The organism is Mesorhizobium sp. P2_A12 (genome assembly GCF_056405075.1).
The window spans coordinates 199911-225641 of the sequence record NZ_JBFUCU010000004.1 but is presented as its reverse complement, the minus strand read 5'-3'; the positions used below and the strand labels follow the sequence as shown (position 1 = coordinate 225641).

The window sequence follows — 25731 nt, the reverse complement described above, 5'->3', positions numbered from 1 at the left end:
CCATGACCGACGTCGAGTTCCGCGACCTGTCGAAATCCTTCGGACAGCACAAGATCCTCGAAAACATCAGCCTCGACATCAAGAGCGGCGAGTTCGTCGTGCTGGTCGGGCCATCCGGCTGCGGCAAGTCGACCTTGCTGCGCATGCTGGCCGGGCTGGAGACGATCACCTCCGGCGACCTGTTGATCGGCGGCGTGCGCGCCAACGCGCTGCCGCCGCAGCAGCGCAACATCGCCATGGTGTTCCAGTCCTATGCGCTGTTTCCGCATCTGAAGGCGTCGGACAATATCGGCTTTGGCCCAAAGATCCGCGGCGAGGCGCGCGCCACGATCGAGGCAAAGGTCAAGAAAGCGTCCGGCGTCCTCAATCTGTTCTCCTATCTCGACCGCTACCCCCGCCAGTTGTCGGGCGGCCAGCGCCAGCGCGTTGCCATGGGCCGCGCCATCGTGCGCGAACCGTCGGTGTTCCTGTTCGACGAGCCCTTGTCCAACCTCGACGCGCAATTGCGCGTGCAGATGCGCGTCGAGATCAAGGCGCTGCACCAGCGGCTGAAATCGACGATCGTCTATGTCACTCACGACCAGATCGAGGCCATGACCATGGCCGACCGCATCGTCGTGATGGACCGCGGCAGGATCCAGCAGGTCGGCGCGCCGCTGGAACTCTATGACCGGCCGGCCAACAAGTTCGTCGCCAGCTTCCTCGGCTCGCCATCGATGAGTTTCGTCTCCGGATCTTTCAAGACATCGCCTGGGAAAACCTGGTTCGAGTCGACCGGCGGCGGGCGGCTTGCGCTTGCCGGCAACAAGGTGCCGTCGGGCAGCGCCGTGGAAGCCGGCATCCGGCCCGAACATTTTGTCATCGGCGAGGCTGCCGACGCGATGACGATCAAGGTGGATGTCGTCGAGCCGACCGGCTCAGAAACCCATGTCTATGGCGCCATCGGCACCGATACGGTGCGTGCCGTGTTCCGCGACAGGGTGCCGGTCAGGCCGGGCGACGTGCTGCCGGTGAGCGTCGATCCCGGCAATATCCACCTGTTCGACAAGGCGACGGGCCTGCCCGTATGAAAACACAGCTATGAAAACGCCGGCCGACATCATCACACGCCTGCAACTGATGTTGCAGGACGGCACGAAGTCGGATCGCAAGCTGGCCGCCTTCGTGCTTGCCGACCTCGATCTGGTCTCCAAGGCGGCCATCTCGGAAATTGCCGCCCGCGTTGGCGTCAGCGAGCCGACGGTGACCCGGTTCTGCCGCAATCTCGGTTGCGAGGGCCTGCGCGACTTCAAATTCTATCTGGCGCAAGCCATCGCCATCGGCGGCCAGTATCTGTCGCCGGAGCCGTTGAGCCGCGACGCCCGCGAACAGCGCATCGCTTCCGCCATCACCGAGGCCGCGATTGCCGCCATCCAGCGCGCCAGTGAAAACCTCGACATGACGACGCTGGTCGCCGTCGCCGCGCGCATCGCCGTCTCCGGCAACGTTCTGTGCATCGGGTCGGGCGGCATTTCCTCTATGATGGCGACCGAGATGCAGAACCGGCTGTTCAGGCTGGGCGTTTCGGTGCTGGCGCAGATTGACGGACAGCTGCAGCGCATGTACGCGGCCGTTGCCACGCCCGACACCACGCTGATCGCCTTTTCGGTTTCCGGCTATGCCCGATCGGTCATCGACGCGGTGCAGGTCGCCCAGCAATACGGCGCCACCACCATCGCCATCACGCCGCCTGACTCGGCACTCGCCAAAGCCGCTGACACGGTCATCCATTTCCAGTCGCTCGAGGATGGCAACATCTACAAGCCGACATCGTCGCGCTATGCGCTGCTGTCGATCGTCGACATGATCGTCACATCGGTCGCCGAGACGCGCGGACCAAAGGTTTTGGAAAACCTGCGCCGCATCAAGCAAAGCGTGAACACGTTGAAGGTCGACGATCCGCGTCTGCCGCTGGGGGATTGAACCGCCCAGTGCATCATGACTGCTGGCCGAGCGCCTCGATTTTTTTCGCCAGCATCGCCGGGTCGCCTGCAATGCGCACGGTCTTCAGGCGGGCGGTGCCGCCGGCGACGATCGAGACGGCGGACGCGGACACACCCAGCGCCCTGGCGATCAGCTTTTCCAGCGCTTTGTTGGCGGCACCGTTTTCCGGCACGGCGCGGACGCGGGCCTTCAGGTGGCTTCGCGCATCCGCCAGGGTCTCGATGCTTTCAAGCCTGTCCAGCGCCGCTTTTGGTGTCAGCCGGACGAACAGGTCGATACCGTCATCGCGCATGCGGAACGGCGTGCTCATGCAGTCATGGGTTCACAAGACCAGAGGCGCCACTGTGGTGAGCAGGAACTGCCGGAGGAAGAACAGGAGCAACAGGAGGATGATCGGCGAGATGTCGATGCCGCCAAGGTCCGGTATGAAACGCCGGATCGGCCGCAACGCCGGCTCGGTCAGCCGGTAGAGCATGTTGCCAATGCTGCCGACGAACTGGTTGCGCGAGTTGACGACGTTGAAGGCGTAGAGCCAGGAAAAGATCGCCGAGGCGATGATGACCCACCAGTAGAGGTCAAGCGCCATGACGATTGTTTGAATGAGGGCGAGCATGCCGGTCTCCAATTGTTGCCGACATGTAGCCATTGCAGGCGAAACCGGCAAGGGCCGCCTTCTCTCGCACGCGGCCTGACGCCTGGTGGCCGCGGATTTCGGCAAAACGCCGCCTTGACAGGAAAGCGCGGCGCCCGATAAATGCGCCAATCCGCTGGACGGGGCTGTAGCTCAGCTGGGAGAGCGCGTCGTTCGCAATGACGAGGTCAGGAGTTCGATCCTCCTCAGCTCCACCAGCGGAATTTGGAAGGCATATCTCCCAGTGAAATCAACAAGATAGCCGAAATGGCCTCTTTTGTTTGGCCCACGCGCTTGGCCCACGTTTCAGGCTATCTCCGGTGCCATAGTCGCCGGTGTGTGCCGTTCGCCTTTGTTCCAATCGCTCTGAACGACCGAGTTTGACCCAATGCCGACATTGACTGCGCAAGATGACACAGCAAAGATGCCGCCATGCTTCCGGCGAATGCAGAAATTGCGATCCAGCAAATTATCGTAGCGGTCTCGTCGGGCAACTATTCCGCCGCCTTGGCCCAGACCAGTGCAACTCGTTGTTCCGCTGCTGACCTCTCCCGCACCATCGCAGAATATGGTCAGACTTTCTCTGCTCCGCCTTTCGCCAATTGGGATGTGGTCGCAATGAACTCGGTAATTGGACATGAACGATGGTCAGTTCGGGCGCCACTGTGGAGCGAAAGGGAGGGCGGTCGATCGGATTTGGAGCTAAATCTTACGGTTGCAATGGTCGATGGGAAGCCGTCCATTGAGTTGGACGACATACATGTCGCCTAAAGTCCGCTGCCCAACCGTCTCGGCCGTTTGCGGCAACCCGCCTGCCTGACCTAACCCGCCTCAACGAACCTGACGGGCAACGCGGCGGCGATCTCCTCAGCTACCCCCGGCAACAGCCGTTCAAGGGCCCCGTGCAATGGGCCCACATCTCCGAACCGGTGCTAACGGGCAAGGCCATGCTTCTGACCGAGGCCGGGCCGGCATTCGTGTCAGTCATCATGCGGCGCGACACTGCCAACATCCGCCCGAGGCACGCCATCAGCATGGCACATGTCGTCAGGCTCGACGATCCGGGCGTCGACCAGCTGGTGGTCAGCCTCACCCGGCTGGGCTAAGCCCTCCCGGCCACGCTGTTTACGCTAAATAAGAATAAGAATGCACCAAAAGAACGCATACCAACGATTGTCGACTCTGTATCTCAACAAAATCGATATTTTACACTTAAACCTCAGGAAAGATACGTCGCACGAACGCCTTTTGCGCGCTGCTTTACTGCAATTTTAACAAAGCATTAACTCTTTCGACCTTACCTTTCTTGTCGTGGATCCCCGTTTTAGGGTCTTTCAACGGGTCCCATGAGGGTCAAGAAGGGATGAAAATGGCCAAGAAAGCGACCCCCGCTCCGAAGCTGACGATTGCCGCCGGCACGCAGACTGTCTTCTTTTCGCAGGGCCGGCCATATCGGCCAGAACATGATGCTTGCGGCGACAAATCATGGCCTGTCGGCATGCCCACCGCCGCGCTCAGTTATTCGGCGATCAACCATCTGCCTGGTCTCGTTCGCCTTACCGATGCGCCGATCTTTGCCTTGACCACCTCGACCCCGCAAGCATGCCGCCTCCGGTCGGTCAGCCCATCAATTAGTCGGCTTAGCATGCCAGTGACTCGTTCCCTGAGTTCCACCAGATGACAGGAGAAGCACGTGCCAAACCAATCCTTACGTCAGTCGGAGATCGATAGTCTTCAATATATCTCGTCGATGACCAATGAGCTCGTGCAGATGGCCGAAGCAAGCCGTTTTCCCATGATCTCCTATCTGCTCGGCATGGCCTATGCCGAAGCCTTCGACGTCCTTCGCGGCGCACGGCCGGCCAGGCATCCGCAGCTCAGCGGCAACCCGCTGCACCCTAAGGCGCAGCCAAAAGACAATCGCGCTCACGCAAGGAGAGCGTAGCCGCATGCAGGCGCCAGCCGCATGCGCGGCGGCAGATTCGACCTTCCGGCCAAACCGTTGGGAGACACTGTGCGCGTTGCAAGGCCTGCTGCCGCTGCTGAAAAGAGCCGCCGCGGATATTGGCAGCGCCGACATGGTCTACTGGTTCGAACAGGCCGATACCGAGGTTGCCAACATCATCAGGGGCAGGCCGTTCGATGCGACAGCCATTGCGGCCTTGATTGCATCCTGCCCGCACAGCATCCGATCGCCCATGTCTAAAGCGGGGTCGGGTTTGATTGAGCCCGCTCCAACCTGTTGTTTTGACGCAATTCCTGGCGGGGACCACACGCAGGTCAGGCCGCGGCGAAAATGATGGGCTCCGAGAACCGGAGCGGAGCGTATGTTTGGCTACGTGAGCATCGGAAGCAGGAGCCCGCCATTTGCAGGCCGGCCTCACCTGAATACCAACAGACCTTAGTTGCGCAGGCTGAACACGAACGGTGCCGTGCGGCTTTGGCGCGCGCCAAGTTCCGGCGGCGGTGCCGGCACGGTGGCGCCTTGCAGCACGGCGAGCGCCGCACGGTCCAGATCGGCATCCCCGGAGGACCGGGTGAGCCTGGTAGAGAGGACCCGGCCGGATGAGTCGACCGTGAAGGCGACATACGGCTTGCCTTCCACGCCTCGGGCCTTGGCTGAACTGGGGTAGCGCGTGTGCCGTTTGATCCAGGCCCCCAGGCGGGAGTCCCATTTGCTGGAATCGCCGGACCGCGATGCCGATTCCGCCGACTTCGGCGCGGCCGTCCTGGCCGCCGGCCTCGCATCGGCGCTGGCGATGCTTGCCGTGTTCCGCGCCGCCGCCTTCTCCTTCTTCGGCCGCGACTTTGGCTTCTCGACAGGCCTTTTCGCCTTGGCCTCGACCGGTTTCTTGTCCTTGGGAGCCTCGGCCGGCTTGGGCTGCGGCAATGGAATGACCACGTCGGGTGCGACGGCCTCGACAATATCGGGGACGACCTCATCCGGCGGCGGCTGGTCGACCTGTTCAGCCAACTCGGTCCGGGTGGGTTCGGTCTCGTCGGGCGGGACGACTTGCAGCTGTTCGACAACCGGCTGCGCCTTCTCGACCGGGTCTACGGGCGTCGGCTCGGTCTGATCGGATGTCACCTCGTCCAGCGCGGCCACCTGTTCCTCGACCGCCGGCATCACCACCATCGGCGCCATCTCGATCACCTGGGCCGGTGGCGGGCCACCATCGGCTTCGTCGACCATGCTGAAGTTCTGCACGGCATAGGCGACCGCGACATGGGCTCCAAGGACCAGCGCGGCCGCACCCGCCCACAAGCCAAGGTCGCGCCGGCTGAAGCGCGACAACTCGACCAAGGGCAAGGCGGCCACTTGCGTCATTGCACTGCTGCTCCGGTGGGGGCTAGCGCCGGGGCATTGGCCGCGGGAACCGTTTCCAGGCCGACCAGCGCGATCTTGAGATAGCCCGCACCGCGCAGCAGGTTCATCGCCTCCATCAGGTCGCCATAGGCCACCGCCTTGTCGGCGCGCAGGAAGATGCGCGTCTGCTTGTCGCCCTTCGTCCTGCCGTCGAGCGTGGCGGCGAAAGCCGCGCGCGGCACGCTGTCGTTGCCGATTGCCAGCGTCAGGTCGTCCTTCAGAGTCAGGAACAACGGTGTTTCCGGCCGAGGCGCGGGCGTTGCGGTCGAGCCCGGAAGGTCGACATTGACATCCACCGTCGCCAGCGGTGCGGCGACCATGAAGATGATCAACAGCACCAGGATGACATCGATGAACGGGGTGACGTTGATCTCGTGGCTTTCCTTGAGATCGTCGTCCATGGTCTGTCGGATTCTGCTTGCCATGGCCTTGCTCCGCTAGTCCGCCGCTATCATCGCCGTTGCCGGCGCGACACTGCGGAAGTCGAGGTCACGGCTGACGAGCCGTTCGACACCCGCCGAGGCATCGGCGAATATCTGCCGGTAACCGGCTATCGAGCGGGCAAAGACGTTGTAGATGATGACAGCAGGTATCGCCGCGACAAGGCCCATCGCCGTGGCCAGCAACGCTTCGGCGATGCCAGGCGCGACCACGGCGAGATTGGTGGTCTGCGCCTGCGAGATGCCGATAAAGGCGTTCATGATGCCCCAGACGGTACCGAACAACCCGACGAAAGGCGCGGTCGAGCCGATCGTCGCCAGCAGGCCTGTGCCGCGCGACATGCGCCGTGACGCCGCCGCCTCGATGCGCGACAGGCGCGAGGTGACCCGTTCCTTCAGCCCGTCTCCCGAGACATGATCGAGCGCTCCGGCCGAGAGGGCGACTTCCTCCTCCGCCGCCCGCACCAGAAGCGCGCCGGGGCCGCCGCTGCGGTCGAGCGCACGGCTGGCCTGCTTCAAGGTGGCGGCATCGCCGATCGCCCGTACGGCATGACGGATGCGCAGCTTGCCGGCGAAAATCTCCAGCGATTTGGCCAGCCATACCGTCCAGGTAGCGAGGGAGGCGAAGGCCAGCCCGATCATCACCGCCTTGACGATGATATCGGCCGCCATGAACATGCCCCATGGCGACAGATCGTGCGGCAAGGTTAGTTCCATCGCTGTCGAAGGCCCTCCGGTTCGAGCGAAACCGGACCGAGCAGCGTCCGCTCGCCGACGGCAAAGCGCACCGCATCGATGTAAAAAGCCGTCTGGGCATCGATTCCAGCCACGGTCATGGCTCTTCTCCAGTACGGCCGCCGCATTTGCAGATACTGGTTTTCGGCAGGCCGATGCCCGGTTGATTATAAAACATGACATTGTTAGTCAACATTGAAGATGACTAGAACGATCAACAATTTGTCCCGACCGTCGATATCGGCGCGAAATTCGGATCCGTGCTGCCGGCATCTGGTGTCGTCGCGTTGTTGCAAAGCAGCTATGGTGTCGGTCGAAAACCGGGAGCCAAAGATGATCAAGGCGACGCCCTTCGACTTCCCTTATGACGGCAGGCTGGTCGCCGAAAACACCGCGCTTGTCGTCATCGACCTGCAGCAGGATTTCCTGTCGACGACTGGCTATTTCGCCAGGCAGGGATATGACCCCTCGCCGCTAAGGGCGATCCTGCCGACCGTGAGCCGGCTGATCGCTGCCGCCCGCAAGGCCGGTGTCCGGATCATCCACACGAGGCAGGGCTATCGGGCTGACATGGCCGACATGACGCCTTACGAGAAATGGCGCCGCAAGCGCGCCGGTCTCGAAGGCACCGAAATCCTGCTTCGCTCGGGACCGGGGTTTCAGATCGTTCCGGAGATCGATGTCGCGCCGCAGGACATCATCGTCGACAAGACCTGCAACAGCGCCTTCACCTATACGGATTTCGAGCTTGTGCTGCGCGTGCAAGGCATCACGCATCTGATGTTTTCCGGCTGCACGACGGATGTCTGCGTCCACACCACGCTGCGCGAGGCCTGCGACCGCAATTTTCAATGCCTGACGATCTCGGACGCTTGCGCCAGCGGCGACCAGAAGGCGCATGAGGCGGCGCTGCACATGGTGACGGTCGAGGACGGCGTCTTCGGCGTGCTGACGGATTCGAGCGCAGTTGTCGAAGGCCTGTCGCGGCTGAGTGGCGCGACAGGTTAACTCCGAGGGCGCCTGCTCAGCCGGCTGCACGCACCACTTGCGGCATGCGCGGCGCATATGCCCCGGGCTGCGGCACCTCCGCCTCGCGACGCGCCAGCGAATTGCGCAGCAGGGCGATCGTTTCACGGCCGACAGTTGCGATCTCACGCGGCGTGTCGACGCCGACAATCATGAATTCATCGATCCCGAGAGCCGCATAGGCAAGCAGGGACAGGGCGGCTTGGGCTGGCGGCCCGGCAACATCGACCGCCTTGTGGCCGGCGGCGGCAGCACCCTGGCGAATCCTGACCGGAAGCGCAAAGCGCAGTCTGCCGGCCCGGCCGTATTCGGCGGCGGCGCCGCGCACCCGCTCCATCAGCTGCCGGACCTCGTCGATCGAACCCGGCGCCAGTTCGAAAACATCGGCATGCCGGCCGGCCACCTTGAGCGCCGTTCCGGACTGCCCGCCCATGCGGATGACGAGATCGGCGCCGTGCGGACCCTTGCGCGGCACATAGCCGCCCTTGATGCTGTAGAACGCGCCTTCATGGTCGAACGGTCGATCGTTCGACCACAGCCGCTTCAGCAAGACCAGATATTCGTCGATGCGCTGCCAGATGACCGTGTGCCCAACCGGCCGCGTTTCGGCATCGTCGTCGTTCAGCGGTTCGCTGATCATCCTGAGCGCCAGCCGTCCGCCGCTTTTCCTGTCGATCGACGCCAACTGGCGCGCTGCCACCGTCGGTTCGACCACGCCCGCCCAGTGGGTGAGCACGACTTCCAACGAGGACGTCCGGTCCAGCACCTGGGCTGCAAGATCCATATTGGTCAGCAGCCCGGCCGAATCGTCGACGACGATCTTCCTGAAGCCGCCATCCTCGATCAGCCCGAGCTTGGTGGCGGTCTCGGCAAAGTCGTAGAAAAAGGGAACGGCGGCGTCGGCGGTCTTGCCGGGAACATGCGTGAACTCGATCGGCATTGCCATCTCCTCCATCACTGGAATCATTGATGCGGTGAAATTCGAATCCCAGCCGTGCGAAAGCGCACCGAGGATCCGGTTCATTCAACTCCGATTGCCTGAAAGCGGTGGCCGGCTAATCCCGGTCGATCTGATAACTCAGGGAATGAGACCCAGAACAACTGCCCCGGTGAACACGAACGCAAGGGCAAAGACGATATAGGCGAAAGCACCCGCATAGGCCGGGCGAAAGGGCTGTGCATTGACCAGCCGCTGGCCGCTGCGATCCGTCTGAGCGTTCTGGATATAGGACATATCGACCTCCGTCTCGCCGGTTAATCTATAAAACTTGTAGACTTTGTCGATTGCTATTTTTCGGCGATGGGCAGAATAATTTTCTGATATTTGATCAAGAATTGGTACTGAGTTGCTGGGACGGCGTGCTTTGGCCACCGCTCGACATGGCACGCCGTGCATTGCTCTCGCCCTGAATGGACTTGTGGCCTTGTCCTCGCTGCACCCAAATCATGCATTGGCCGCCCGGAGCGGGCGCGATAGCATCGCCCGATCGGCAAACACGAAATCGTCTGACAGGGGAGCAGAAAAATGGGCGCGAGACTGGCCGGCAAGGTCGCCATCATTTCGGGCGGCGCGACGGGGATGGGCGGAGCGGCTTCGGAGCTGTTCGCCGCGGAAGGTGCCAAGGTGGCGATCATCGACCGCAATGGCGAAGCAGCCGCCGCAACCGCGGCCGCGATCCGCGCGCGGGGACACATAGCCGAACACTGGGTCGCCGACGTGTCCGATGAGGCCCAGGTCGAGGCGGCTGTGAAGGGCGCGACTGAAAAGCTCGGCCCGGTCACCGTCCTGTTCAACCATGCCGGCACCATCGTCATAAAGCCGTTCCTGGAGACGACGGTGCAGGAATGGGACTGGCTGCATGCCGTCAACGTGCGCTCGATGTTCCTGATGACGCGCGCCGTGCTGCCCGGCATGATATCGGCCGGCGGCGGCTCGATCGTCTGCACCTCGTCGATCTCGGCGGTGGCGGCGACGCCGATGGAGGTGCTCTACGACACCACCAAGGGCGCCTGCCACATGTTCGCGCGCGCCATCGCTGTCGAGTTCCGCGACCGCAACATCCGCTGCAACGCGGTCTGCCCCGGCTTCATCCGCACGCCGCACGGCCTGCGCGAGGTTGCCGATCTCGGTCGGCTCGGCATCGATGTCTCAGACGCCGCCCTGGCCGCGCAGCAGGGCCGTATCGGCGAGCCGGAAGAGGTGGCAAGAGCCGCGCTTTACCTGGCCAGCGACGAATCCAGCTTCGTCAACGGCACGCATCTGTTCGTCGACAATGGGTTTACGGCGATGTGAGGTTTCCCGGAGTTTAGGTTCTTCGTCCTAAGGACAGCTTGGCGCCTTCCTCTACCCCGTCGATCGGGGGAGAGGTGTCGAGCGCAGCTCGACGGAGTGGGGGGTCGACCCTTGGCGCAGTGCAGCAAGATTCATGCGCCTTGGTCCCCTTTCAATATCCGTTGGCGACGGTTGCCAGGTGGTTCCCCCACTCCGTCGCTGCTTCGCAGCGCCACCTCTCCCCCCTCCGGAGGGAGAGGAAAGGACACCTACTCGCCTACCGCTCTTCCCTGCGAAACGGCTTGAGCAGGGCCGACGGCGCTACCGCGTTGCGCGACATGACAGCCATGGCGACAATGGTGAAGATGAAGGGCAGCATCAGGAATGCCTCGTAGGGGATATGCCCCAGCCCGCTCGCCTGCATGCGCAGTTGCAAGGCATCGACAAAGGCGAACAGCAGCGCAGCCCCTGCCGAACGCCACGGATCCCAGCGACCGAACACGACCAGCGCGATCGCCACCCAGCCGCGCCCCGACACCACGCCGAAGGTGAACGCGTTGAACTGCGCCATCGACAGGAACGCGCCGGCCAGCCCCATCAGCGCACCGCCAAGGATGACCGCTTGGAAGCGCGTTGCGATGACGCTGACGCCGGCCGAGTCGGCGGCGCGCGGATTTTCGCCGACCATGCGCACCGACAGGCCCCAGGGCGTGCGGTAGAGGACGAAGGCGGCCAGCGGAATGGCAAGGATCGCCATGTAGACCAACGTAAACTGGTTGAACACCGCCGGCCCGAGCACCGGGATGCTGGAAAGGACCGGGATCGGCAGCGTCTCGAACCCCTTGATGCTTGGCGGCACCGATTGCTGGCCGAAGATCAGCCGATAGAGGAAATAGGCGAGGCCCGAGGAGAACAGCGTGACACCAATGCCGCAGACATGCTGGCTGAGGCCCAGCGCCACCGTGAACAGCGCATGCAGCGCGCCCATCAGCATGCCGGTCAGCACGGCCGCCAATACGCCGAGCCAAAGGCTGCCGCTGAGGCTGGTGGCGGTGAAGCCGGTCATAGCCGACAACAGCATGATGCCCTCTATGCCGAGATTGAGCACACCGGCGCGCTCGGAGAACATTTCGCCGAGCGTGGCAAACGCCAGCGGCGTGGCGATGCGGATGATGGCGGCAAGGAAGCCGACCTGAAAAATCTGTTCGAACACCGCGCTCATCGGGCGGCTCCGACACGGCGGATGCGGTAGGCGGTGAACAGCAGCGCCACCAGCATGGCAAGCAAAGCCGTGCCCTGGATGACATCGCTGAGGAAGGCCGGCACGCCGGTCGCCCGCGACATCGCCTCGGCGCCGGTCATCACGGCGGCCAGGAAGATCGCTGCCGGCACCACGCCCAACGGATTGAGCCGCGCCAGCATGGCGACGACGATGCCGGAATAGCCGTAGCCCGGCGAAATGTCGCTCATCACCTGGAAATGCACGCCGCCGACTTCGCCGACCCCGGCCAGCCCGGCCAGCGCGCCGGACAACAGCGCGGTCGAGATCAGCACGCGCTCGACATGGATGCCGCCATATCTAGCCGCTTCGGGATTCTCGCCGGTGACCCTGATCCGGAAGCCGAGTGTCGTGCGCACGATCAGGAACCAGATGACCGGCGCTGCGATCAGCGCCACGACAACGCCGAGATGCAGCCGCGTGCCTTCGAGCAGCACCGGGAAATTCGCCGAATCCTCGATCGGCGGCGAGATCGGATAGCCGCTGAAACTGTCTTTCCACGGCCCTTCGATCAGCGCCATCAGCGCATAGTAGATGACCGAATTGAGCAGCAGCGAACTGACCACGTCGTCGACCTTGAATTTGACCCGCAGTGTCGCCGGCACCAAGGCAACCGCCGCGCCGGCGGCGGCACCGGCCACCGCCATCAACAGCATGGCGAGCAGCCCCGGCATCGGGATCGCGCCGACAAAGCAGCTCGCGACCGCGCCGGCCAGCAATTGCCCCTCGGCGCCGATGTTCCAGAATTTTGCCCGGAAGGCGACCGCCACCGCCAGCCCGGTGAAGATCATCGGCGCGGCACGCACCATCGTTTCGGTGATGGCGTAGCTGTCGCCCAGCGAGGCGGTGAACATCACCCCATAGGCATCGATGACGCCGGCGCCGGCCAACGCAATCAGCCCACTGCACAGGACAAGCGTGGCTGCGATCGCCAGCAGCGGCAGGGCCAAATTGAACCAGGCGGGCGTCGAGGTGCGGACTTCCAGGCGAAACATCAGCTGCGCCCCTCCGCGCCGGTCATCATTAGCCCAAGCCGGGCCACCGTCGCATCGGCGCTGTTGAGCGTGCCGGCGATTCGGCCCTCATACATCACTGCGATGCGGTCGCAGAGCACCAGCAGTTCCTCGAGATCCTCGCCGATGACGACAATGCCGCAGCCCTTGGCCCGCATGTCGAGGAACTTTTCGTGGATAAAGCGGGCGGCGCCGATGTCGAGCCCACGCGTCGGCTGCGAGACAACAAGCACCTTGGGATCGAAGGCGAGCTCGCGTGCCAGCAGCGCCTTCTGCAGATTGCCGCCGGACAGCGCTCCGGCGCGGGTCATTGGTCCGGGGCAGCGTATGTCATAGGCCTTGATCTGCGCTTCGGCAAAGGCTCGGATCGCATCCGGTTTGAGCAGGCCCCTGCTGCTGAACGCCGCCGTGCCGATGCGCGGCAGCACCATCGAATCGGCGAGCGGCAGATTGGTGACCAGTCCGGTCGTCATACGGTCTTCCGGGATCCGGCCGAGGCCGAGCGCCTGCACCTCGCGCGGCGAATACCCAGACACTTGTCGGCCAGCAATTGTCATCTGGCCGGCATCGGGCACGCGCACGCCGGAGATCACTTCCGCCAGGGCGCGCTGACCATTGCCCGAGACACCGGCAATACCGAGGATCTCGCCAGCGCGGACCGAAAGCGACACGTCGCGCAACGCCATGCCTGAATGCCGCGATGTCGAAATGCCATCGAGCGTCAGCACAGCTGCACCGGGGGTCGATGGCCCCCTCGCCGGCGGCACGATCTCGTGGCCACACATCAGTTGCGCCATTGCGGCAGATGTCGTGTTGGCGGGGTCATCGACGCGGCCGGCGACGCGGCCATGCCGCAGCACCGTGCAGCGATGGGTCAGTGCCCGCACTTCATTCAGCTTGTGCGAGATGAAGATGATGCCGAGGCCCTGCGCCGCCATCGACCGTAGCGCCGAAAACAGCCCGTCGACCTCCGTTGGCGCCAGCACCGCTGTCGGCTCGTCGAGGATCAACAGCCTGGCGCCGCGAAACAGCGCCTTGACGATTTCGAGCCGCTGCTGCTCGCCGACCGACAGCGCCGACACCGGAAGGTCGGGATCAAGCGTCAACCCATGTTGGCGGCCGATCTCCGCCAGCCGCGCCAACCCTCCAGCGCGGTCGATCCGCCCTGATCGGCCTGATATGCCAATGAGCAGATTTTCCAGCACCGTCAGCCGCGGTGCCAGGTGAAAATGCTGGTGCACCATGCCGATGCCGGCGGCCAGCGCATCGGCCGAACTGGTGATCCGCACCGGCTGGCCCTGGATGAGGATCTCACCTGCATCGGGCGCATAGGCGCCGAACAGCACGTTCATCAGCGTCGTCTTGCCGGCGCCATTCTCGCCCAGCAGGCCGAGAATCTCGCCCGGCGCAACGCTGAGATCGACGGCCTCGTTCGCCTTGACGGCGCCGAAGCTCTTGGTAATGCCGCGCATTTCGATAAGTGGGGCGGGCAAGATGACTCCCGGTGAATGGCGTTGGCGCGGCTCTTCACCCTCCCCCTTGCGGGGGTGAGAAGCGATCCGCGCAGCGGACGAAAAGCCAATTGCTTGGCTTTTCGAGCTTCGAACGCCCTGAGCCTGCGAAGGGCCGGGCGGTGAGTTGCCGGGTCCCCGCTGCTTCGCAGCGTCCCAGCGTTCGCTGGCCTTTCATCGTGCCCCCGGCACAATGAATTCGCCTGCGGCGAACCGGCTGCTCACCCCCACAAGGGGGAGGATAAAAACCTCAATCCGAAACCGGCGTGTTCTCGTCGACGTCGACGCGGAAATTGCCTTCGAGGATTTCGGCCTTCTTCTTCTCGACCAACTCCTTCACGTCCGCCGGCAGCGTCTTGTCGAACTTGTGGTAGGGCGCGAGCTGCGAACCGCCCTTGGCCATGCGCGAGAAATCGCCGTAGTCCTGCGCGGTGAAGACGCCGGCCTTGACCAGTTTGATCGCCTGCTGGACGGTCGGATACATGTCCCAGACCGGGCCGGTGATGACCGTGTCGGGGCCGAGGCTCGACTGGTCGGACATGTTGGAGATGGCGAGGATCTTCTTGTCCACCGCCGCTTCGATGACACCGAAACGCTCGGCATAGATGACGTCGACACCGGCGTCGATCTGCGCGACGGCCGCTTCCTTGGCCTTCGGCGGATCGAAGAAGGAACCGATGAAGGCGACCTTCTTCTTGATGTTGGGATTGACCTCCTTGGCGCCTGCGAAGAAGGCGTTGACCAGCCGGTTCACTTCCGGAATGCCCATCGCGGCGACAGCGCCGATCGTGCCCGACTTCGACATCTTGCCGGCGATCATGCCGGACAGATAGGCTGGCTCGTGGATCCAGTTATCGAAGACGCCGAAATTGGGTTCCGCCGGTCCGGCGCCGGAGCCGAACAGGAAGGCGGTCTTCGGAAATTGCTTGGCGGTGCGGCGCGATTCACGCTCGGCGGCGAAGGCATCGCCCAGCACAAGCTGGTAGCCGCCTTGCGCATATTCGCGCATGACACGGCTGAAATCGGCGGTCTGCACCTTCTCCGACCATTTGTACTCGATGCCGAGTTCCTTCTCGGCCTTCTGCAAGGCGACATGGATCTGGTTGTCCCATGGCTCCTCGATCGGCGTGGCGAAGATCGCCGCTACCTTCAGCTTCTTGTCCTTGCCGAAGGCGGCGCCTGGCAGCGTGGCCGCAGCCAGGCCAAGCGCGCCCAGCTCAAGCACATTGCGTCGCGAAAGCCCTTCGCTTTTTATCTGGAATCTATTCTTCGGATTTTCCATTGCATTCCCCTCTGTTCGACAGCCGTGTCGAGCCGGCCGTTCGTGAAAATGTCAGACAGGGAACTATGGAACGGGTCCTCACTTTTGTCCACATGGTCAAATTTGCGCGCCCGAATCAGCCTCGATCTTAGCCGGCCAAGAAGAGGCTGCCGCTCAGGCCCGTTCGAGCGCGATCGCGATGCCCTGGCCGACACCGATGCACATGGTCGCCAGCGCATAGCGGCCGCCGCGTTCGCGAAGCTCCAGCGCCGCCGTACCGGATATGCGGGCGCCCGACATGCCCAAGGGATGGCCGAGCGCGATGGCGCCGCCGTTCGAATTGACGTGCTCGGCATCCTCGGCAATGCCAAGTTGGCGCAGCACGGCGATGCCTTGCGAGGCAAACGCTTCGTTGAGCTCGATGACGTCGAACTGCTGCGGCGTCAGGCCAACCCGCGCGCATAGTTTTTGCGTCGCCCGCGCCGGGCCGATGCCCATGATGCGCGGCGCCACACCGGCGGCGGCACCGCCGAGGATGCGGGCGATCGGCGTCAGGCCATATTTCTTGACGGCTGCTTCCGAGGCAACGATCAACGCCGCCGCCCCGTCATTGACGCCGGAGGCATTGCCGGCCGTCACCGTGCCGCCTTGCCGGAAAGGCGTCGGCAATTTGGCCAGCGCCTCGACCGTGGTGCCGGCACGGGGATGCTCGTCCTTCGAGACGACCACCGCATCGCCCTTGCGCTGCGGGATGGTCACCGGGGCGATCTCCTTCGCCAGCCGGCCATTGGCCTGTGCGGCGACAGCCTTGTCCTGGCTGCGCGCGGCAAAGGCGTCCTGGTCGGCGCGCGACACCGAGAAATCCTCGGCGACGTTCTCGCCGGTTTCAGGCATCGAATCGACGCCATACTGCTTTTTCATCACCGGGTTGACGAAGCGCCAGCCGATGGTGGTGTCATAGATCTCGGCGTTGCGCGAAAACGCCGTGTCGGCCTTGGGCATGACGAAGGGCGCGCGGCTCATCGATTCGACGCCGCCTGCGATCATCAGTTCGACCTCGCCGGCCTTGATGGCCCGCGCGGCGATGGTCAGCGCATCCATGCCGGAGCCGCACAGCCGGTTGACGGTGGAGCCCGGGATCTCCTTTGGTAGACCGGCTAGCAGAAGCGCCATGCGCGCCACGTTGCGGTTGTCCTCGCCGGCCTGGTTTGCGCAGCCATAGACGACGTCGTCGACGGCTTGCCAGTCGATACCGGGATTGCGGTCGACCAGTGCTCTCAGGGGTATGGCACCAAGGTCGTCGGCGCGCACCGAGGACAGCGAGCCGCCGAAGCGGCCGATGGGCGTGCGGATATAGTCGCAGATATAGGCCTCGGCCATGTCATGCAGCCTTTGCTTTTCCGGTTCCCTCATGCGCCGCCTTGGTGCGGGCCTGCAGGTCGCGCAATGTCGTCAGTTCGAGTTCGCTTGGCGCCGGTGTTTCGTCAAGCGCCTCAGCGAACTTTACCATCCAGCCACAGGTCTCCTGCACCTGCTGGCGCGTGACACCGGGATGCAGCGACACGACCGTGAATTCCTTGGTCACCGGGTCCGGCTTCCAGATGGCGAGGTCGGTGATCAGCAAGGTCGGGCCCGCGGTGTCGATGCCAAGCCGCTTTCGATGATCGCCGCCCTCGCCATGGCCGAAGGAGGTGAAGAAGTCGATCTTTTCGACCATGCCGCGCCTGGTCTGCGCCATGGTGATGTAGATCTCCTTCGACGACGTCGCGATCTCCGGCGCGCCGCCGCCGCCGGGCAGCCGGGTCTTCGGGTGGAAATAGTCGCCGATGACGGTGGTGTTGATGTTGCCGAACTTGTCGAGCTGGGCAGCACCCAAGAAGCCTATCGAGATACGGCCGCCCTGCAGCCAGTAGCGGAACATCTCCGGCACCGCGACGGTGGTGACCGCGGTTTCGCACAATTCGCCATCGCCGATCGACAGCGGCAGCACGTCTGGCGCGGTGCCGATCGTGCCGCTCTCATAAATCAAGGTGATGTCGGGTGCATGCGTCAGCCGCGCCACATTGCAGGCGGCGGACGGCGCGCCGATGCCGACGAAGCAGACATCGTCATTCCGCAGCGCGCGGCTGGCGGCGATCGTCATCATCTCGTTGGGGGTGAGGTCCGGACTGTCGCTCATGCCGCTTTCCTCAGATGCTCGACACGGGCCGCGAAATCGTCGGCGCTCCTCTCGATGACGTTCGCCTGCATCCACGCCTGGAATTTGTCCCGGTCGGCGGCGATCTCGTCCCATTCCAGATAGGCCGCATTGTCACGCGCATAGTAGCCATGCGCGTAGGACGGGTGCGAGCCGCCGGGCACGACGGAGATCGCCGCGATCGTCCAGCGCGGCAGCACGGTCAGATTGGGGTGCAGATCGTCGAAATTGTCGACCACTTCCTCGACCGTCACCACTGACCGTTTCGCCGCCAGCACCGCCTCCTTCTGGATGCCGACGATGCCTTCGACCAGCACATTGCCTTTCCGGTCGGCCCTCTGCGCATGGATGAAGGTGACGTCAGGTCGGATCGAAGGAACGGCTGCCAGCACCTCGCCGGTGAACGGACAGGTGACCGACTTGATGTTCGGATTGACTGCCGCGAGGCCTGCGCCGCGATAGCCGCGGAACACGGCGCAGGGCAGGCCGGCAGCACCCGCCTCATAGGCGTTGGCCATGCCGGCATGGCTGTGTTCCTCGATCTCGATCGATCTGGGAAAACCGTTCTCGATGGCGTCGCGAGCGCGGCGCAGCAGGCCGACGCCGGGATTGCCGACATAGGAGAAGACGATCTTCTTCGCCATGCCCATGCCGATCATCTGGTCGTAGATCAGGTCCGGAGTCATGCGGATCAGGGTCAGGTCGCGAAAGCCCTGGCGGATCGCCTCATGCGCCGCCGCCGTCGGGATCAGATGGGTGAAGCCCTCGAAGGCGACCGCGTCACCATCGTTCAGGTTCTCGGCCACAGCCTGTTTGAGCGGCAGGAACTTGACCATCGCATCGGCTCCGGGTCCAATAAGTTCGTATTGCGAACATATGTTTTGTATGCGATACTTTCTACACTGGGTGGTAGCATTGAGTCAATCCGGGCGACGATGCCGCTCCGTGGAGCTGAGATGGACGAAGAGGCCACTTCCCGCGATCATGTCGGCTCGCTCGAGCGCGGCCTCGCCGTCATGGAGATCCTGGCCCGGCACCCTGCGGGCATGACGCTGACGGAAATGGCCGAGGAAGCGGGCCTGACCCGCGCCGGCGCCCGCCGCTTCCTGCTGACGCTTGTCGCCACCGGCTACGCTACCCAGGCTGGCCGCGTGTTTTCGCTGTCACCGCGCCTGCTGACCGTCGCCCGCACATGGCTCGCCGGCGCCTCGCTGTGGAGCTTCGCCGCCCCTATCATGCGCGCCGTGGCGGCACAGTTGAACGAGGCCTGCTCGGCGGCGATCCTGTCGGGCCAGGATGTCGTCTACGTCGCACGCATTCCGGGCCGCCGCATCCTCAGCGTCTCGCTCGACGTCGGCACAAGGCTGCCGGCCTATTGCACCTCGATGGGGCGGATCCTGCTTGCCGGCCTGGCGCCCCAGGAATTGGACGCATTTCTCGGCCAGGCGACGATCGAGAAACGGACGCCGAAGACGATCACCGACAAGCGGCTGCTGGCCTATGCCATCGGCAAGGCCAAGGCGGACGGCTTTGCCGTTGTCGACGAAGAGCTGGAGCTTGGCCTGCGCTCGATCGCCGTGCCGATCCGCGACCGCGCGGAGCGCACGGTCGCGGCCATCAACGTCTCGACCCAGTCCGCGCGTTTCACCGTCGCGGAGATGGAACGGGAAATCCTGCCGGCGCTGCTCGAGGCCAAGCAGCGCATCGAGGATTTTTTCGTCGTCTAAGGGCCTCGTCCACCCTTCCCAACACGACGGGACAACGCCAGCGTTCGGTCGCCGCGCCGCCGTCTCCTCAATGCTTGATGCGGTCGCGCATCGCATACCACAGCATGCCGAGCACGTAGAGCGGTCCGCGCAACGCCGTGCCACCCGGGAACGGCATGGGCGTGAGCGTCGAGAACAGGTCGAGCCGCGAAGCGTCGCCGGTGATCGCCTCGGCCAAAAGCTTGCCCGACAGTGTCGACAGGATCACGCCTTTGCCGGAATAGCCATGCGCGAAATAGACCTCGCCATAGTGCCCGACATGCGGCAGCCGCGACGTCGTCACCGACACCAGCCCGCCCCAGGCATGATCGATGCGGCAGCCCTGAAGTTGCGGAAAGGTCTTTTCCAAATGCGGCCGCACGAAGCCGGCAATGTCGGCCGGCGGCGACGGCGTGTAGCGCTCGCCGCCGCCGAACAGCAGGCGCCCATCGGCCGACATGCGGTAGTAGTTGACGACGAAGCGGGTGTCGGACACCGCGACATTGGCCGGGATGACATTGCGTTTGCCCTCCAATGGCTCGGTGGCGACGATGTAGTTGCCGACCGGCATGATGCGGCTGTTGACGCGCGGCTCCAGCCCGTTGAGCAGCGCATCGCCCGCCAGCACGACATGTTTCGCCCGGACCGCCCCCTTGGCCGTAGAGACGCGGATCGATGGCTCGCGCTCCAGCCGCACGGCGACCGAATTCTCGTGGATGACGACGCCGGCCGCGACAGCCGCACGGGCCAGGCCGAGCGTGTAGTTCAGCGGATGCATGTGGCCGCCAAGCGGCTCGTACATCGCGCCGTGATAGGGCGTGTCGACCTTGCGGCGGGCTTCCGCCGCCGACAGGATCTCGGCATGCGGGAACTTCATTACCGTGGCCAGGCACTCCGCCTCTTCCTCGAGGTCTTTGAGGTCGGAGCTGTTGACCGCCCCGACCAGATGGCCGGTCAGCCTGAGATCGCAATCGATGGCGTGGCGCCCGATGATGTCGAGCACCAGCCCGCGTGCCTCGAAGGCGAGGTCGAACAGCACTTTCGCCCGCTCGGGCCCGTAGAGCTTGACCAGGCCCTTGGCACCCTTGCGCAGGCCAGGGATCATCTGGCCGCCATTGCGGCCCGACGCACCCCAGCCGATCTTGCCGCCTTCGAGCAGCACCACCTTCAGGCCGCGCTCGGCGGCGTGAAGGGCCGCCGACAGGCCGGTGCAGCCGCCGCCGACGACAACCAGGTCGGCGTCGACATCGCCCTGCAGGGCAGGATGGTCCGGCGACGGATTTGCCGTCGCGACATAGTAGGATTTGCCGATATCCAAACCGGAATTGAAGCCCATCATTACACCTTCAGCAGCAGGTGGTCGCGTTCCCAGCTCGTCACCACGCCCTGGAACAGGTCGAGCTCGACGCTCTTGACGCGCAGATAGGTCTGGAAGAAATCCTCGCCGAGCAGCTCCCGCACCGGCTCGCAAGCGGTGAAACGATCCAGCGCCTCCTCCATGGTTTTTGGCAGCGTGCTTTTGATCTTGTAGGCATTGCCCGACGCCTCGGCCGACCGCGTCAGCTTCTGCTCGACGCCGAGATAGCCCGCGAGGAGCGAACCGGCGATCGCCAGATAGGGATTGGAATCCGCACCCGGCAAGCGGTTCTCCACCCGCCGCGCGGCGCGGCCACCGGCCGGCACGCGCAGGCCGCAGGAACGATTGTCGTGCGACCATTCGATGTTGGCCGGCGCGCTGTGGTTCGGCCGGATGCGGCGGAACGAGTTCACGTTGGGCGCTAACAGCGGCATGATCTCCGGGACATATTTTTGCAGGCCACCGATGAAATGGTCGAACATTTCAGTGTCGGCATCGTCACTGCCGGCAAACAGCGTGTTGCCGGCCTCGTCGATGACCGACATGTGCAGATGCATCGAGCTCCCCGCCTGTGCCGCGATCGGCTTGGCCATGAAGGTGGCATGCATGCCGCTTTGCTGGGCGGCCTGGCGCGTCAGCCGCTTGAACAGCAGCACCTTGTCGGCCAGCGGCAGCGCGTCGCCATGCAGGAAGTTGATCTCGAGCTGCGCCGTGCCCGATTCATGGATCAGCGTGTCGAGCGGCAGTCCGGATGCCGCCGCATAGTCATAGATGCGGCGGACCACCGGCTCGAACTCCTCCAGTGCCGCCATATCGTAGGGATGCTGCACGCTCTCGGCACGGCCATTGCCGCCGACCGGCGCCGTCAGCGGCCGGTCGGGATCGGGATTGGGCGCGGTCAGGTAGAATTCGAGCTCCGGCGCCACTACCGCCCGCCAACCGCGCTGACGGTAGAGGTCGAGCACGGCTCTCAGCACATGGCGTGGCGAGGCCATCCATGGCCGGTCGTCCATGTGGAAGGCATCGGCGAAGACATAGGCCTTGCCTGCCCCGGCGCCGGGCGCCAGGGTGAGCGTCGAAACATCCGGCACCATGCGCATGTCCGGGTCTGAGTAAGCAAAACCCTCATCGATCGAACCGGTATAGCGGCCGTCAATGCTGACCAGGAAGGCGCTGCTCGGCAGATAGAGTGCGCGGTCCTCCAGCGCCTTGAGGAACTTGGCCACCGGCAAGGCCTTGCCGCGCAGGACGCCGTTCATATCAGGCACCAGGCACTCGACTTCGTTGATGCCGTGCTGGGCCAGCCAGGCCTTGGGATCGTTGCCGCTGGAGAGCGAAGTATTCGTGTTCATGTCAGGCATTTCGTTCATGTCCGTATCAGAGAGAGTATGGCTTGCGCGGCCACGTCCGTTCCAGGTTTCCGCGCCATATGGGCTGCATTGTCCCTGAGGCGGGCGCGCATTGCGTCATCGGCCAGCAGGCCGAGAATGGCTTTCTCCAATACTCCTTCGGTCCAGGCATCACGGCCGATATGGTCGCCAACGCCGGTCTCCACGGCGCGTCGGGCATTGTCGTGCCCGTCCCAGCAATAGGGCATGATCAGCGACGGCACGCCGAAGCGCAGCGCTTCGCAAAAGCTGTTATTGCCGCCGTGGTGGATGAACAGGTCTGATTTCGCCACCACCGATGGCTGCGGAAACCAGGCGTCGAGATAGACATTGTCCGGCACAGCGCGATAGGCGTCGCGCAGGCCGCCGGCATTGACGATGAAGCGGGCCGGCAGCCTGTCGAACACGGCCAGCATGCGCTCGATCAGGCCGACATCCATGGCGCCGAGACTGCCGAAGCTGAGATAGACCAATGGCCCCTCATTGCGCGGGAACACCGGCACCTGGAACGGTCCTTCCGAACGCACGCAGCCTTCGAGATAGACGAAGCGGGCCGGGTCGAGCGGCTCGGCGCGCTCGCGGCGCACGATCGTCGGCGTCAGCAAAAGGTTGAGGTCTGGCGAGGCTTCGAGAAACAGGCCCTTCGGCAGCGGCGCCAGGCCGGCATCGGTGCGGAAGCGGTTGAAGCGGTCATGCGCCGGCGCCGAGGCCTTGAGATAGCGGGCCTCGAACGCCGCGCGTTGCGGGTCGTCGGCGCCGAGCCCCGACAGATAGGGGGGCACCCGAGCGTCCGGAAGCTCGGTCTCGGCGCAGGAGACCACCCGCACCCACGGGCAGCCGGCTGCCGCGATCGCCGGGAACATGATGACATTGTCGAGCACCACCGCGTCCGGCTTCAGCCGCGCCAGCAACTGGCGCAGCGGCGCTTCGGCGTTGACCGCGGTGTCGACGATCGCCTGCCAGGTCGGCGCGACATAGGTTTCCAGCTGGTCGATCGGGCTCAGCCTGAAATGCGGCAGATGCCTGCGCACGAAGGCCTGCCAGAAGCTCTGTCGATCGCTGTCGCTCAGCGGCTCGTCGGTTGGCAGCTGGTATTCCTGAAAACCATAGTCGGCAAAGACACCGGAGAAGCCGGCATGACAGATGAAGACAGGCCGGGCGCCTTTCGCCCGCAGCGCCTGCGCGATGCCGACGCAATTCAACGCCGCGCCGAAACTCGCTTCGGGAAACAGCGCGATGGTCGGGCTGGCTTTTCGCGTCAATTAATCCTCGTCATTCCGGCCGGCTGATCATGCCGAACAGGGCGGGCGCCCCGCGACTGGCCGCTTGCGGTCGCTGGTTGCGGGAGAGCCGCAGGTGAATGCGAAGCAGATCGGCAGCCACCTCATACTGCCGGCTTTCAAGATGGTCGAGTATGTTCAGGTGCTCACGCAGCGATTGCCGCAGCCGGAAGACGTTGACGCCGGCATAGATGCCCGGCAGCCGGCGCAGCCTGAGGTGATCGGCCAACGCGTCGGCCACGAAGCGATTGGCAGAGCCCTCCGCCAGCATGCCGTGAAAATCGATGTCCAGCCGCTGGAACTCGCGTGTGTCGAATGCGGCGTCCGGCAGCGCCGACAGCGCTTCCATGCCTTGGCGCAATGCCGCGGCCCGTGCGCCGTCGAGCCGGAAGCCGGGGGTCAGGATGGCGGCGGGCTCCAGCAGCAAGCGGTACTCATAGCTTTCGCCTTGCGCCTCCGGGTCGTCAGGCGCGCGGCGGAAGAGCCACGACTGGCCGGGCGCACGGTCGAGCAGATTCTCTTCCGTTAGTCTGTTAAGCGATTTTAGTACCGTCTTGCGTTCAGCATTATACCGCCGCATCAACCCGGCGACGGTCACCGTCTGGTCCAGCCGCCGCGCCGACCGGTCGCGCAGGATCGCCTCGGCGAGTTCGTCCTCCTCGGTAAGCGGCAATTCAGCGGCAACGGCCGGCTGGCTCGTGAGGTCGACGGCAAGGTGATAGCCGGAATCCGCCTCCCAACGCACAACGCCCTGTTCCACAAGGAGGCTAAGCGCCGCCCGTACGGGCGTGCGCGAGACATTGCACAGCGAGGCGATCTGCTGCTCCGGCAGGCGCGCGCCAGGCTCGAAGCCACGCTGCCGCGCCACATCCAGGATGCGCTGCGCCAGGTCGAGGTGGTTGGTCCGGGGTCGTCGGGCGGCGGCTTGCATGACAATGCTCGTGAACGGACATGACCTATATGCTTTGACCGATCGGCTTCACGGACGCAATCGGCCAGATTCCACGGTCGCTTGGCAAATTATGGATTGACGTACTTTTTTCTGCAATAGTACTGTCAGGACAATCGGCACAAAAAAGACCGAGGGAACAGGATCGAGGCGGCGGCATGGGTCGCCGCCGGCGAATGAATTCGACGATCAACCAGAATGGGGAACCTGTCATGACCGCCACCCCTCTCTTGCGGCACCGTTCGCTGAAGATGCCGTCAATCGCACTTGGCCTGGCCTTGGCGCTGGCCGCACCCGCGGCTGCGGCCGACCTGGTCATTTCCAACTGGGACGGCTACATGGCGCCCGACGCCATGGCTGCCTTCAAGACCGCCACCGGCGTCGCCGGCGAAGTGGTTGTTCATGCCACCAATGAAGAGATCATGGGCAAGCTCATCGCCGCCGGCGGCAAGGGCTATGACGTGGTCTTCGTCTCCTCGCCCTTCGCCGAGGTGCTGAACAAGCTCGGCCTGACCGAGCCGATCGACCACGCCAAGGTGCCCAACCTCGCCAACCTCTACCCTGAAGCGACCAAGCTGCCGCATGATGTCGGCAACGCCTTTTCAGTCCCCTACACCTGGGGCACGACAGGCCTCTGCTACCGCTCCGACCTGGTGAAGGTGGCGCCGACCAGCTGGAGCGACCTTCTCGCCCCCTCCGACGACCTCAAGGGCAAAACCACCATGCTGGCGACCGACCGCTGGCTGCTGGCCGCGGGCCAGCTCGACAAGGGTTTTTCGGTCAACGAGACCGATCCGGCCAAGATGGCCGAAGTCAAGGACCTGCTGATCTCGGCCAAGAAGACCCTGCTCGCCTATGACGACACCACCTTCTATTCGAAGCTGGTTTCCGGGGAGGCGTTGATGGTGCAGGCATGGGACGGCTGGTGCAATTACGGCATCGCCGAGAAGCCCGAGATCAAATACGTCATCCCCAAGGAAGGGTCGGATCTGTGGGTCGACACGATGGTGGTGATGAAGGCTTCCGCCAACAAGGACGCGGCCTTCCAGTTCATCAACTTCATGCTCGACGCCAAGAACCATGCCTGGGCGGCGCAGAACATCGACTACAAGGTGCCGAACAAGCCGGCTATGGAAAGCCTGCCAGCCGATTTCCTGGCGAAATTCCCTAACATGGCGATGCCAGTAGCCGATCTCGTCAAGTTCGAGCAGCTGCGTGACGTCGGCGACGCCCAGCGCGACTATTCGAAGATCGTCAGCGAGATCAAGGCCGCGCAGTAAGCAGCGTCAAACCAGAC

The 25731-nt window shown here is 64.0% G+C and carries 28 protein-coding genes, 1 tRNA gene and 1 pseudogene; 11 read left to right on the top strand and 19 right to left on the bottom strand.

Annotation, left to right across the window (positions count from 1 at the left end; all coding sequences use genetic code 11):
• The first annotated feature begins 2 nt into the window (after window positions 1-2).
• Entirely contained in the window at window positions 3-1070 is a 1068-nt protein-coding gene (locus tag AC1DZU_RS11410; RefSeq protein WP_477284627.1) for an ABC transporter ATP-binding protein, read from the top strand.
• Window positions 1071-1080: 10 nt separating this feature from the next.
• Window positions 1081-1962 carry a MurR/RpiR family transcriptional regulator gene (locus AC1DZU_RS11405; RefSeq protein ID WP_477284625.1) on the top strand — a complete coding sequence of 294 codons (882 nt, stop codon included), beginning with the start codon at window positions 1081-1083 and terminating at the stop codon, window positions 1960-1962.
• Window positions 1963-1975: 13 nt separating this feature from the next.
• Here AC1DZU_RS11405 and AC1DZU_RS11400 read toward each other — a convergent pair whose 3' ends face one another.
• Both AC1DZU_RS11400 and AC1DZU_RS11395 read right to left on the bottom strand, forming a co-directional pair.
• A complete protein-coding gene (locus tag AC1DZU_RS11400; protein ID WP_477284623.1) occupies window positions 1976-2293 on the bottom strand; it encodes a DUF167 family protein in 318 nt (105 codons plus the stop codon).
• A 12-nt stretch (window positions 2294-2305) separates the two neighbouring features.
• The gene (locus AC1DZU_RS11395) at window positions 2306-2596 is read right to left on the bottom strand and encodes a YggT family protein (protein WP_477284621.1); all 291 of its coding nucleotides are present in this window, start codon (window positions 2594-2596) and stop codon (window positions 2306-2308) included.
• A gap of 160 nt (window positions 2597-2756) precedes the next feature.
• Here AC1DZU_RS11395 and AC1DZU_RS11390 point away from each other — a divergent pair.
• From AC1DZU_RS11390 to AC1DZU_RS11370, 5 genes and pseudogenes are all read left to right on the top strand, one after another.
• Window positions 2757-2832 (top strand) — tRNA-Ala (locus AC1DZU_RS11390).
• A gap of 214 nt (window positions 2833-3046) precedes the next feature.
• On the top strand, window positions 3047-3385 hold the full coding sequence (locus tag AC1DZU_RS11385; RefSeq protein WP_477284619.1) for a DUF7668 domain-containing protein: 339 nt from the start codon (window positions 3047-3049) through the stop codon (window positions 3383-3385).
• Between the two features lie 131 nt (window positions 3386-3516).
• Window positions 3517-3720 (top strand): annotated as a pseudogene (locus tag AC1DZU_RS11380) (XRE family transcriptional regulator); the annotation flags it as partial.
• Window positions 3721-4307: 587 nt separating this feature from the next.
• Complete coding sequence (locus AC1DZU_RS11375; RefSeq protein ID WP_477284617.1) at window positions 4308-4559, top strand: hypothetical protein; 252 nt, start codon at window positions 4308-4310, stop codon at window positions 4557-4559.
• Window positions 4560-4563: 4 nt separating this feature from the next.
• Window positions 4564-4914 (top strand): hypothetical protein, encoded by a 351-nt coding sequence (locus AC1DZU_RS11370; protein WP_477284615.1) that lies wholly within the window; start codon window positions 4564-4566, stop codon window positions 4912-4914.
• A gap of 101 nt (window positions 4915-5015) precedes the next feature.
• Here the strand turns inward: AC1DZU_RS11370 and AC1DZU_RS11365 are convergent, their stop codons facing one another.
• From AC1DZU_RS11365 to AC1DZU_RS11350, 4 genes are read right to left on the bottom strand one after another with little or no spacing between them, the layout of a single operon-like run.
• Window positions 5016-5942, bottom strand: a complete 927-nt coding sequence (locus tag AC1DZU_RS11365; protein WP_477284613.1) for a TonB family protein — start codon at window positions 5940-5942, stop codon at window positions 5016-5018.
• Window positions 5939-6406, bottom strand: a complete 468-nt coding sequence (gene exbD, locus AC1DZU_RS11360) for a TonB system transport protein ExbD (RefSeq protein WP_477284611.1) — start codon at window positions 6404-6406, stop codon at window positions 5939-5941. Before exbD ends, AC1DZU_RS11365 begins: the two co-directional genes overlap by 4 nt.
• Window positions 6407-6418: 12 nt before the next feature.
• On the bottom strand, window positions 6419-7138 hold the full coding sequence (gene exbB, locus AC1DZU_RS11355) for a tonB-system energizer ExbB (protein WP_477284609.1): 720 nt from the start codon (window positions 7136-7138) through the stop codon (window positions 6419-6421).
• Window positions 7129-7257 carry a hypothetical protein gene (locus tag AC1DZU_RS11350; protein ID WP_477284607.1) on the bottom strand — a complete coding sequence of 43 codons (129 nt, stop codon included), beginning with the start codon at window positions 7255-7257 and terminating at the stop codon, window positions 7129-7131. The genes exbB and AC1DZU_RS11350 overlap by 10 nt, the downstream gene beginning before the upstream one ends.
• 232 nt (window positions 7258-7489) lie before the next feature.
• Here AC1DZU_RS11350 and AC1DZU_RS11345 point away from each other — a divergent pair, with 232 nt between their 5' ends.
• Window positions 7490-8164: a cysteine hydrolase family protein gene (locus AC1DZU_RS11345; protein ID WP_477284605.1), complete on the top strand. Its 675-nt coding sequence runs from the start codon at window positions 7490-7492 to the stop codon at window positions 8162-8164.
• A gap of 16 nt (window positions 8165-8180) precedes the next feature.
• On the opposite strand, the gene AC1DZU_RS11340 is transcribed toward AC1DZU_RS11345, so the two are convergent.
• Both AC1DZU_RS11340 and AC1DZU_RS11335 read right to left on the bottom strand, forming a co-directional pair.
• A complete protein-coding gene (locus tag AC1DZU_RS11340; RefSeq protein WP_477284603.1) occupies window positions 8181-9122 on the bottom strand; it encodes an LLM class flavin-dependent oxidoreductase in 942 nt (313 codons plus the stop codon).
• A 138-nt stretch (window positions 9123-9260) separates the two neighbouring features.
• Entirely contained in the window at window positions 9261-9416 is a 156-nt protein-coding gene (locus tag AC1DZU_RS11335) for a hypothetical protein (protein WP_477284601.1), read from the bottom strand.
• Between the two features lie 291 nt (window positions 9417-9707).
• On the opposite strand from AC1DZU_RS11335, the gene AC1DZU_RS11330 reads away from it, so the two are divergent.
• Window positions 9708-10475, top strand: a complete 768-nt coding sequence (locus tag AC1DZU_RS11330; protein WP_477284599.1) for an SDR family NAD(P)-dependent oxidoreductase — start codon at window positions 9708-9710, stop codon at window positions 10473-10475.
• A gap of 256 nt (window positions 10476-10731) precedes the next feature.
• On the opposite strand, the gene AC1DZU_RS11325 is transcribed toward AC1DZU_RS11330, so the two are convergent.
• From AC1DZU_RS11325 to AC1DZU_RS11295, 7 genes are all read right to left on the bottom strand, one after another.
• Window positions 10732-11676 carry an ABC transporter permease gene (locus AC1DZU_RS11325; protein ID WP_477284597.1) on the bottom strand — a complete coding sequence of 315 codons (945 nt, stop codon included), beginning with the start codon at window positions 11674-11676 and terminating at the stop codon, window positions 10732-10734.
• Window positions 11673-12728 carry an ABC transporter permease gene (locus AC1DZU_RS11320; RefSeq protein WP_477284595.1) on the bottom strand — a complete coding sequence of 352 codons (1056 nt, stop codon included), beginning with the start codon at window positions 12726-12728 and terminating at the stop codon, window positions 11673-11675. Before AC1DZU_RS11320 ends, AC1DZU_RS11325 begins: the two co-directional genes overlap by 4 nt.
• Window positions 12728-14239, bottom strand: a complete 1512-nt coding sequence (locus AC1DZU_RS11315; protein WP_477284593.1) for an ABC transporter ATP-binding protein — start codon at window positions 14237-14239, stop codon at window positions 12728-12730. Before AC1DZU_RS11315 ends, AC1DZU_RS11320 begins: the two co-directional genes overlap by 1 nt.
• 268 nt (window positions 14240-14507) lie before the next feature.
• Window positions 14508-15539, bottom strand: a complete 1032-nt coding sequence (locus AC1DZU_RS11310) for a BMP family protein (protein ID WP_477284591.1) — start codon at window positions 15537-15539, stop codon at window positions 14508-14510.
• A 153-nt stretch (window positions 15540-15692) separates the two neighbouring features.
• Window positions 15693-16898, bottom strand: coding sequence for a 3-oxoadipyl-CoA thiolase (pcaF, locus tag AC1DZU_RS11305; RefSeq protein WP_477284589.1), 1206 nt, complete (start codon window positions 16896-16898; stop codon window positions 15693-15695).
• A gap of 1 nt (window position 16899) precedes the next feature.
• On the bottom strand, window positions 16900-17697 hold the full coding sequence (locus tag AC1DZU_RS11300; protein WP_477284587.1) for a CoA-transferase subunit beta: 798 nt from the start codon (window positions 17695-17697) through the stop codon (window positions 16900-16902).
• Window positions 17694-18551 carry a CoA transferase subunit A gene (locus AC1DZU_RS11295; protein WP_477284585.1) on the bottom strand — a complete coding sequence of 286 codons (858 nt, stop codon included), beginning with the start codon at window positions 18549-18551 and terminating at the stop codon, window positions 17694-17696. The genes AC1DZU_RS11300 and AC1DZU_RS11295 overlap by 4 nt, the downstream gene beginning before the upstream one ends.
• 120 nt (window positions 18552-18671) lie before the next feature.
• On the opposite strand from AC1DZU_RS11295, the gene AC1DZU_RS11290 reads away from it, so the two are divergent.
• Entirely contained in the window at window positions 18672-19442 is a 771-nt protein-coding gene (locus tag AC1DZU_RS11290) for an IclR family transcriptional regulator domain-containing protein (protein ID WP_477284583.1), read from the top strand.
• 67 nt (window positions 19443-19509) lie between these two features.
• On the opposite strand, the gene AC1DZU_RS11285 is transcribed toward AC1DZU_RS11290, so the two are convergent.
• From AC1DZU_RS11285 to AC1DZU_RS11270, 4 genes are read right to left on the bottom strand one after another with little or no spacing between them, the layout of a single operon-like run.
• Complete coding sequence (locus AC1DZU_RS11285) at window positions 19510-20799, bottom strand: NAD(P)/FAD-dependent oxidoreductase (protein ID WP_477284581.1); 1290 nt, start codon at window positions 20797-20799, stop codon at window positions 19510-19512.
• A complete protein-coding gene (locus AC1DZU_RS11280; RefSeq protein ID WP_477285431.1) occupies window positions 20799-22178 on the bottom strand; it encodes a glutamine synthetase family protein in 1380 nt (459 codons plus the stop codon). Before AC1DZU_RS11280 ends, AC1DZU_RS11285 begins: the two co-directional genes overlap by 1 nt.
• A gap of 5 nt (window positions 22179-22183) precedes the next feature.
• On the bottom strand, window positions 22184-23467 hold the full coding sequence (locus tag AC1DZU_RS11275; RefSeq protein ID WP_477284579.1) for a nucleotide disphospho-sugar-binding domain-containing protein: 1284 nt from the start codon (window positions 23465-23467) through the stop codon (window positions 22184-22186).
• 10 nt (window positions 23468-23477) lie between these two features.
• The gene (locus tag AC1DZU_RS11270; protein WP_457152145.1) at window positions 23478-24416 is read right to left on the bottom strand and encodes a GntR family transcriptional regulator; all 939 of its coding nucleotides are present in this window, start codon (window positions 24414-24416) and stop codon (window positions 23478-23480) included.
• 230 nt (window positions 24417-24646) lie between these two features.
• Here AC1DZU_RS11270 and AC1DZU_RS11265 point away from each other — a divergent pair, with 230 nt between their 5' ends.
• Complete coding sequence (locus AC1DZU_RS11265) at window positions 24647-25714, top strand: polyamine ABC transporter substrate-binding protein (RefSeq protein ID WP_477284577.1); 1068 nt, start codon at window positions 24647-24649, stop codon at window positions 25712-25714.
• The last annotated feature ends 17 nt before the right edge of the window (window positions 25715-25731 follow it).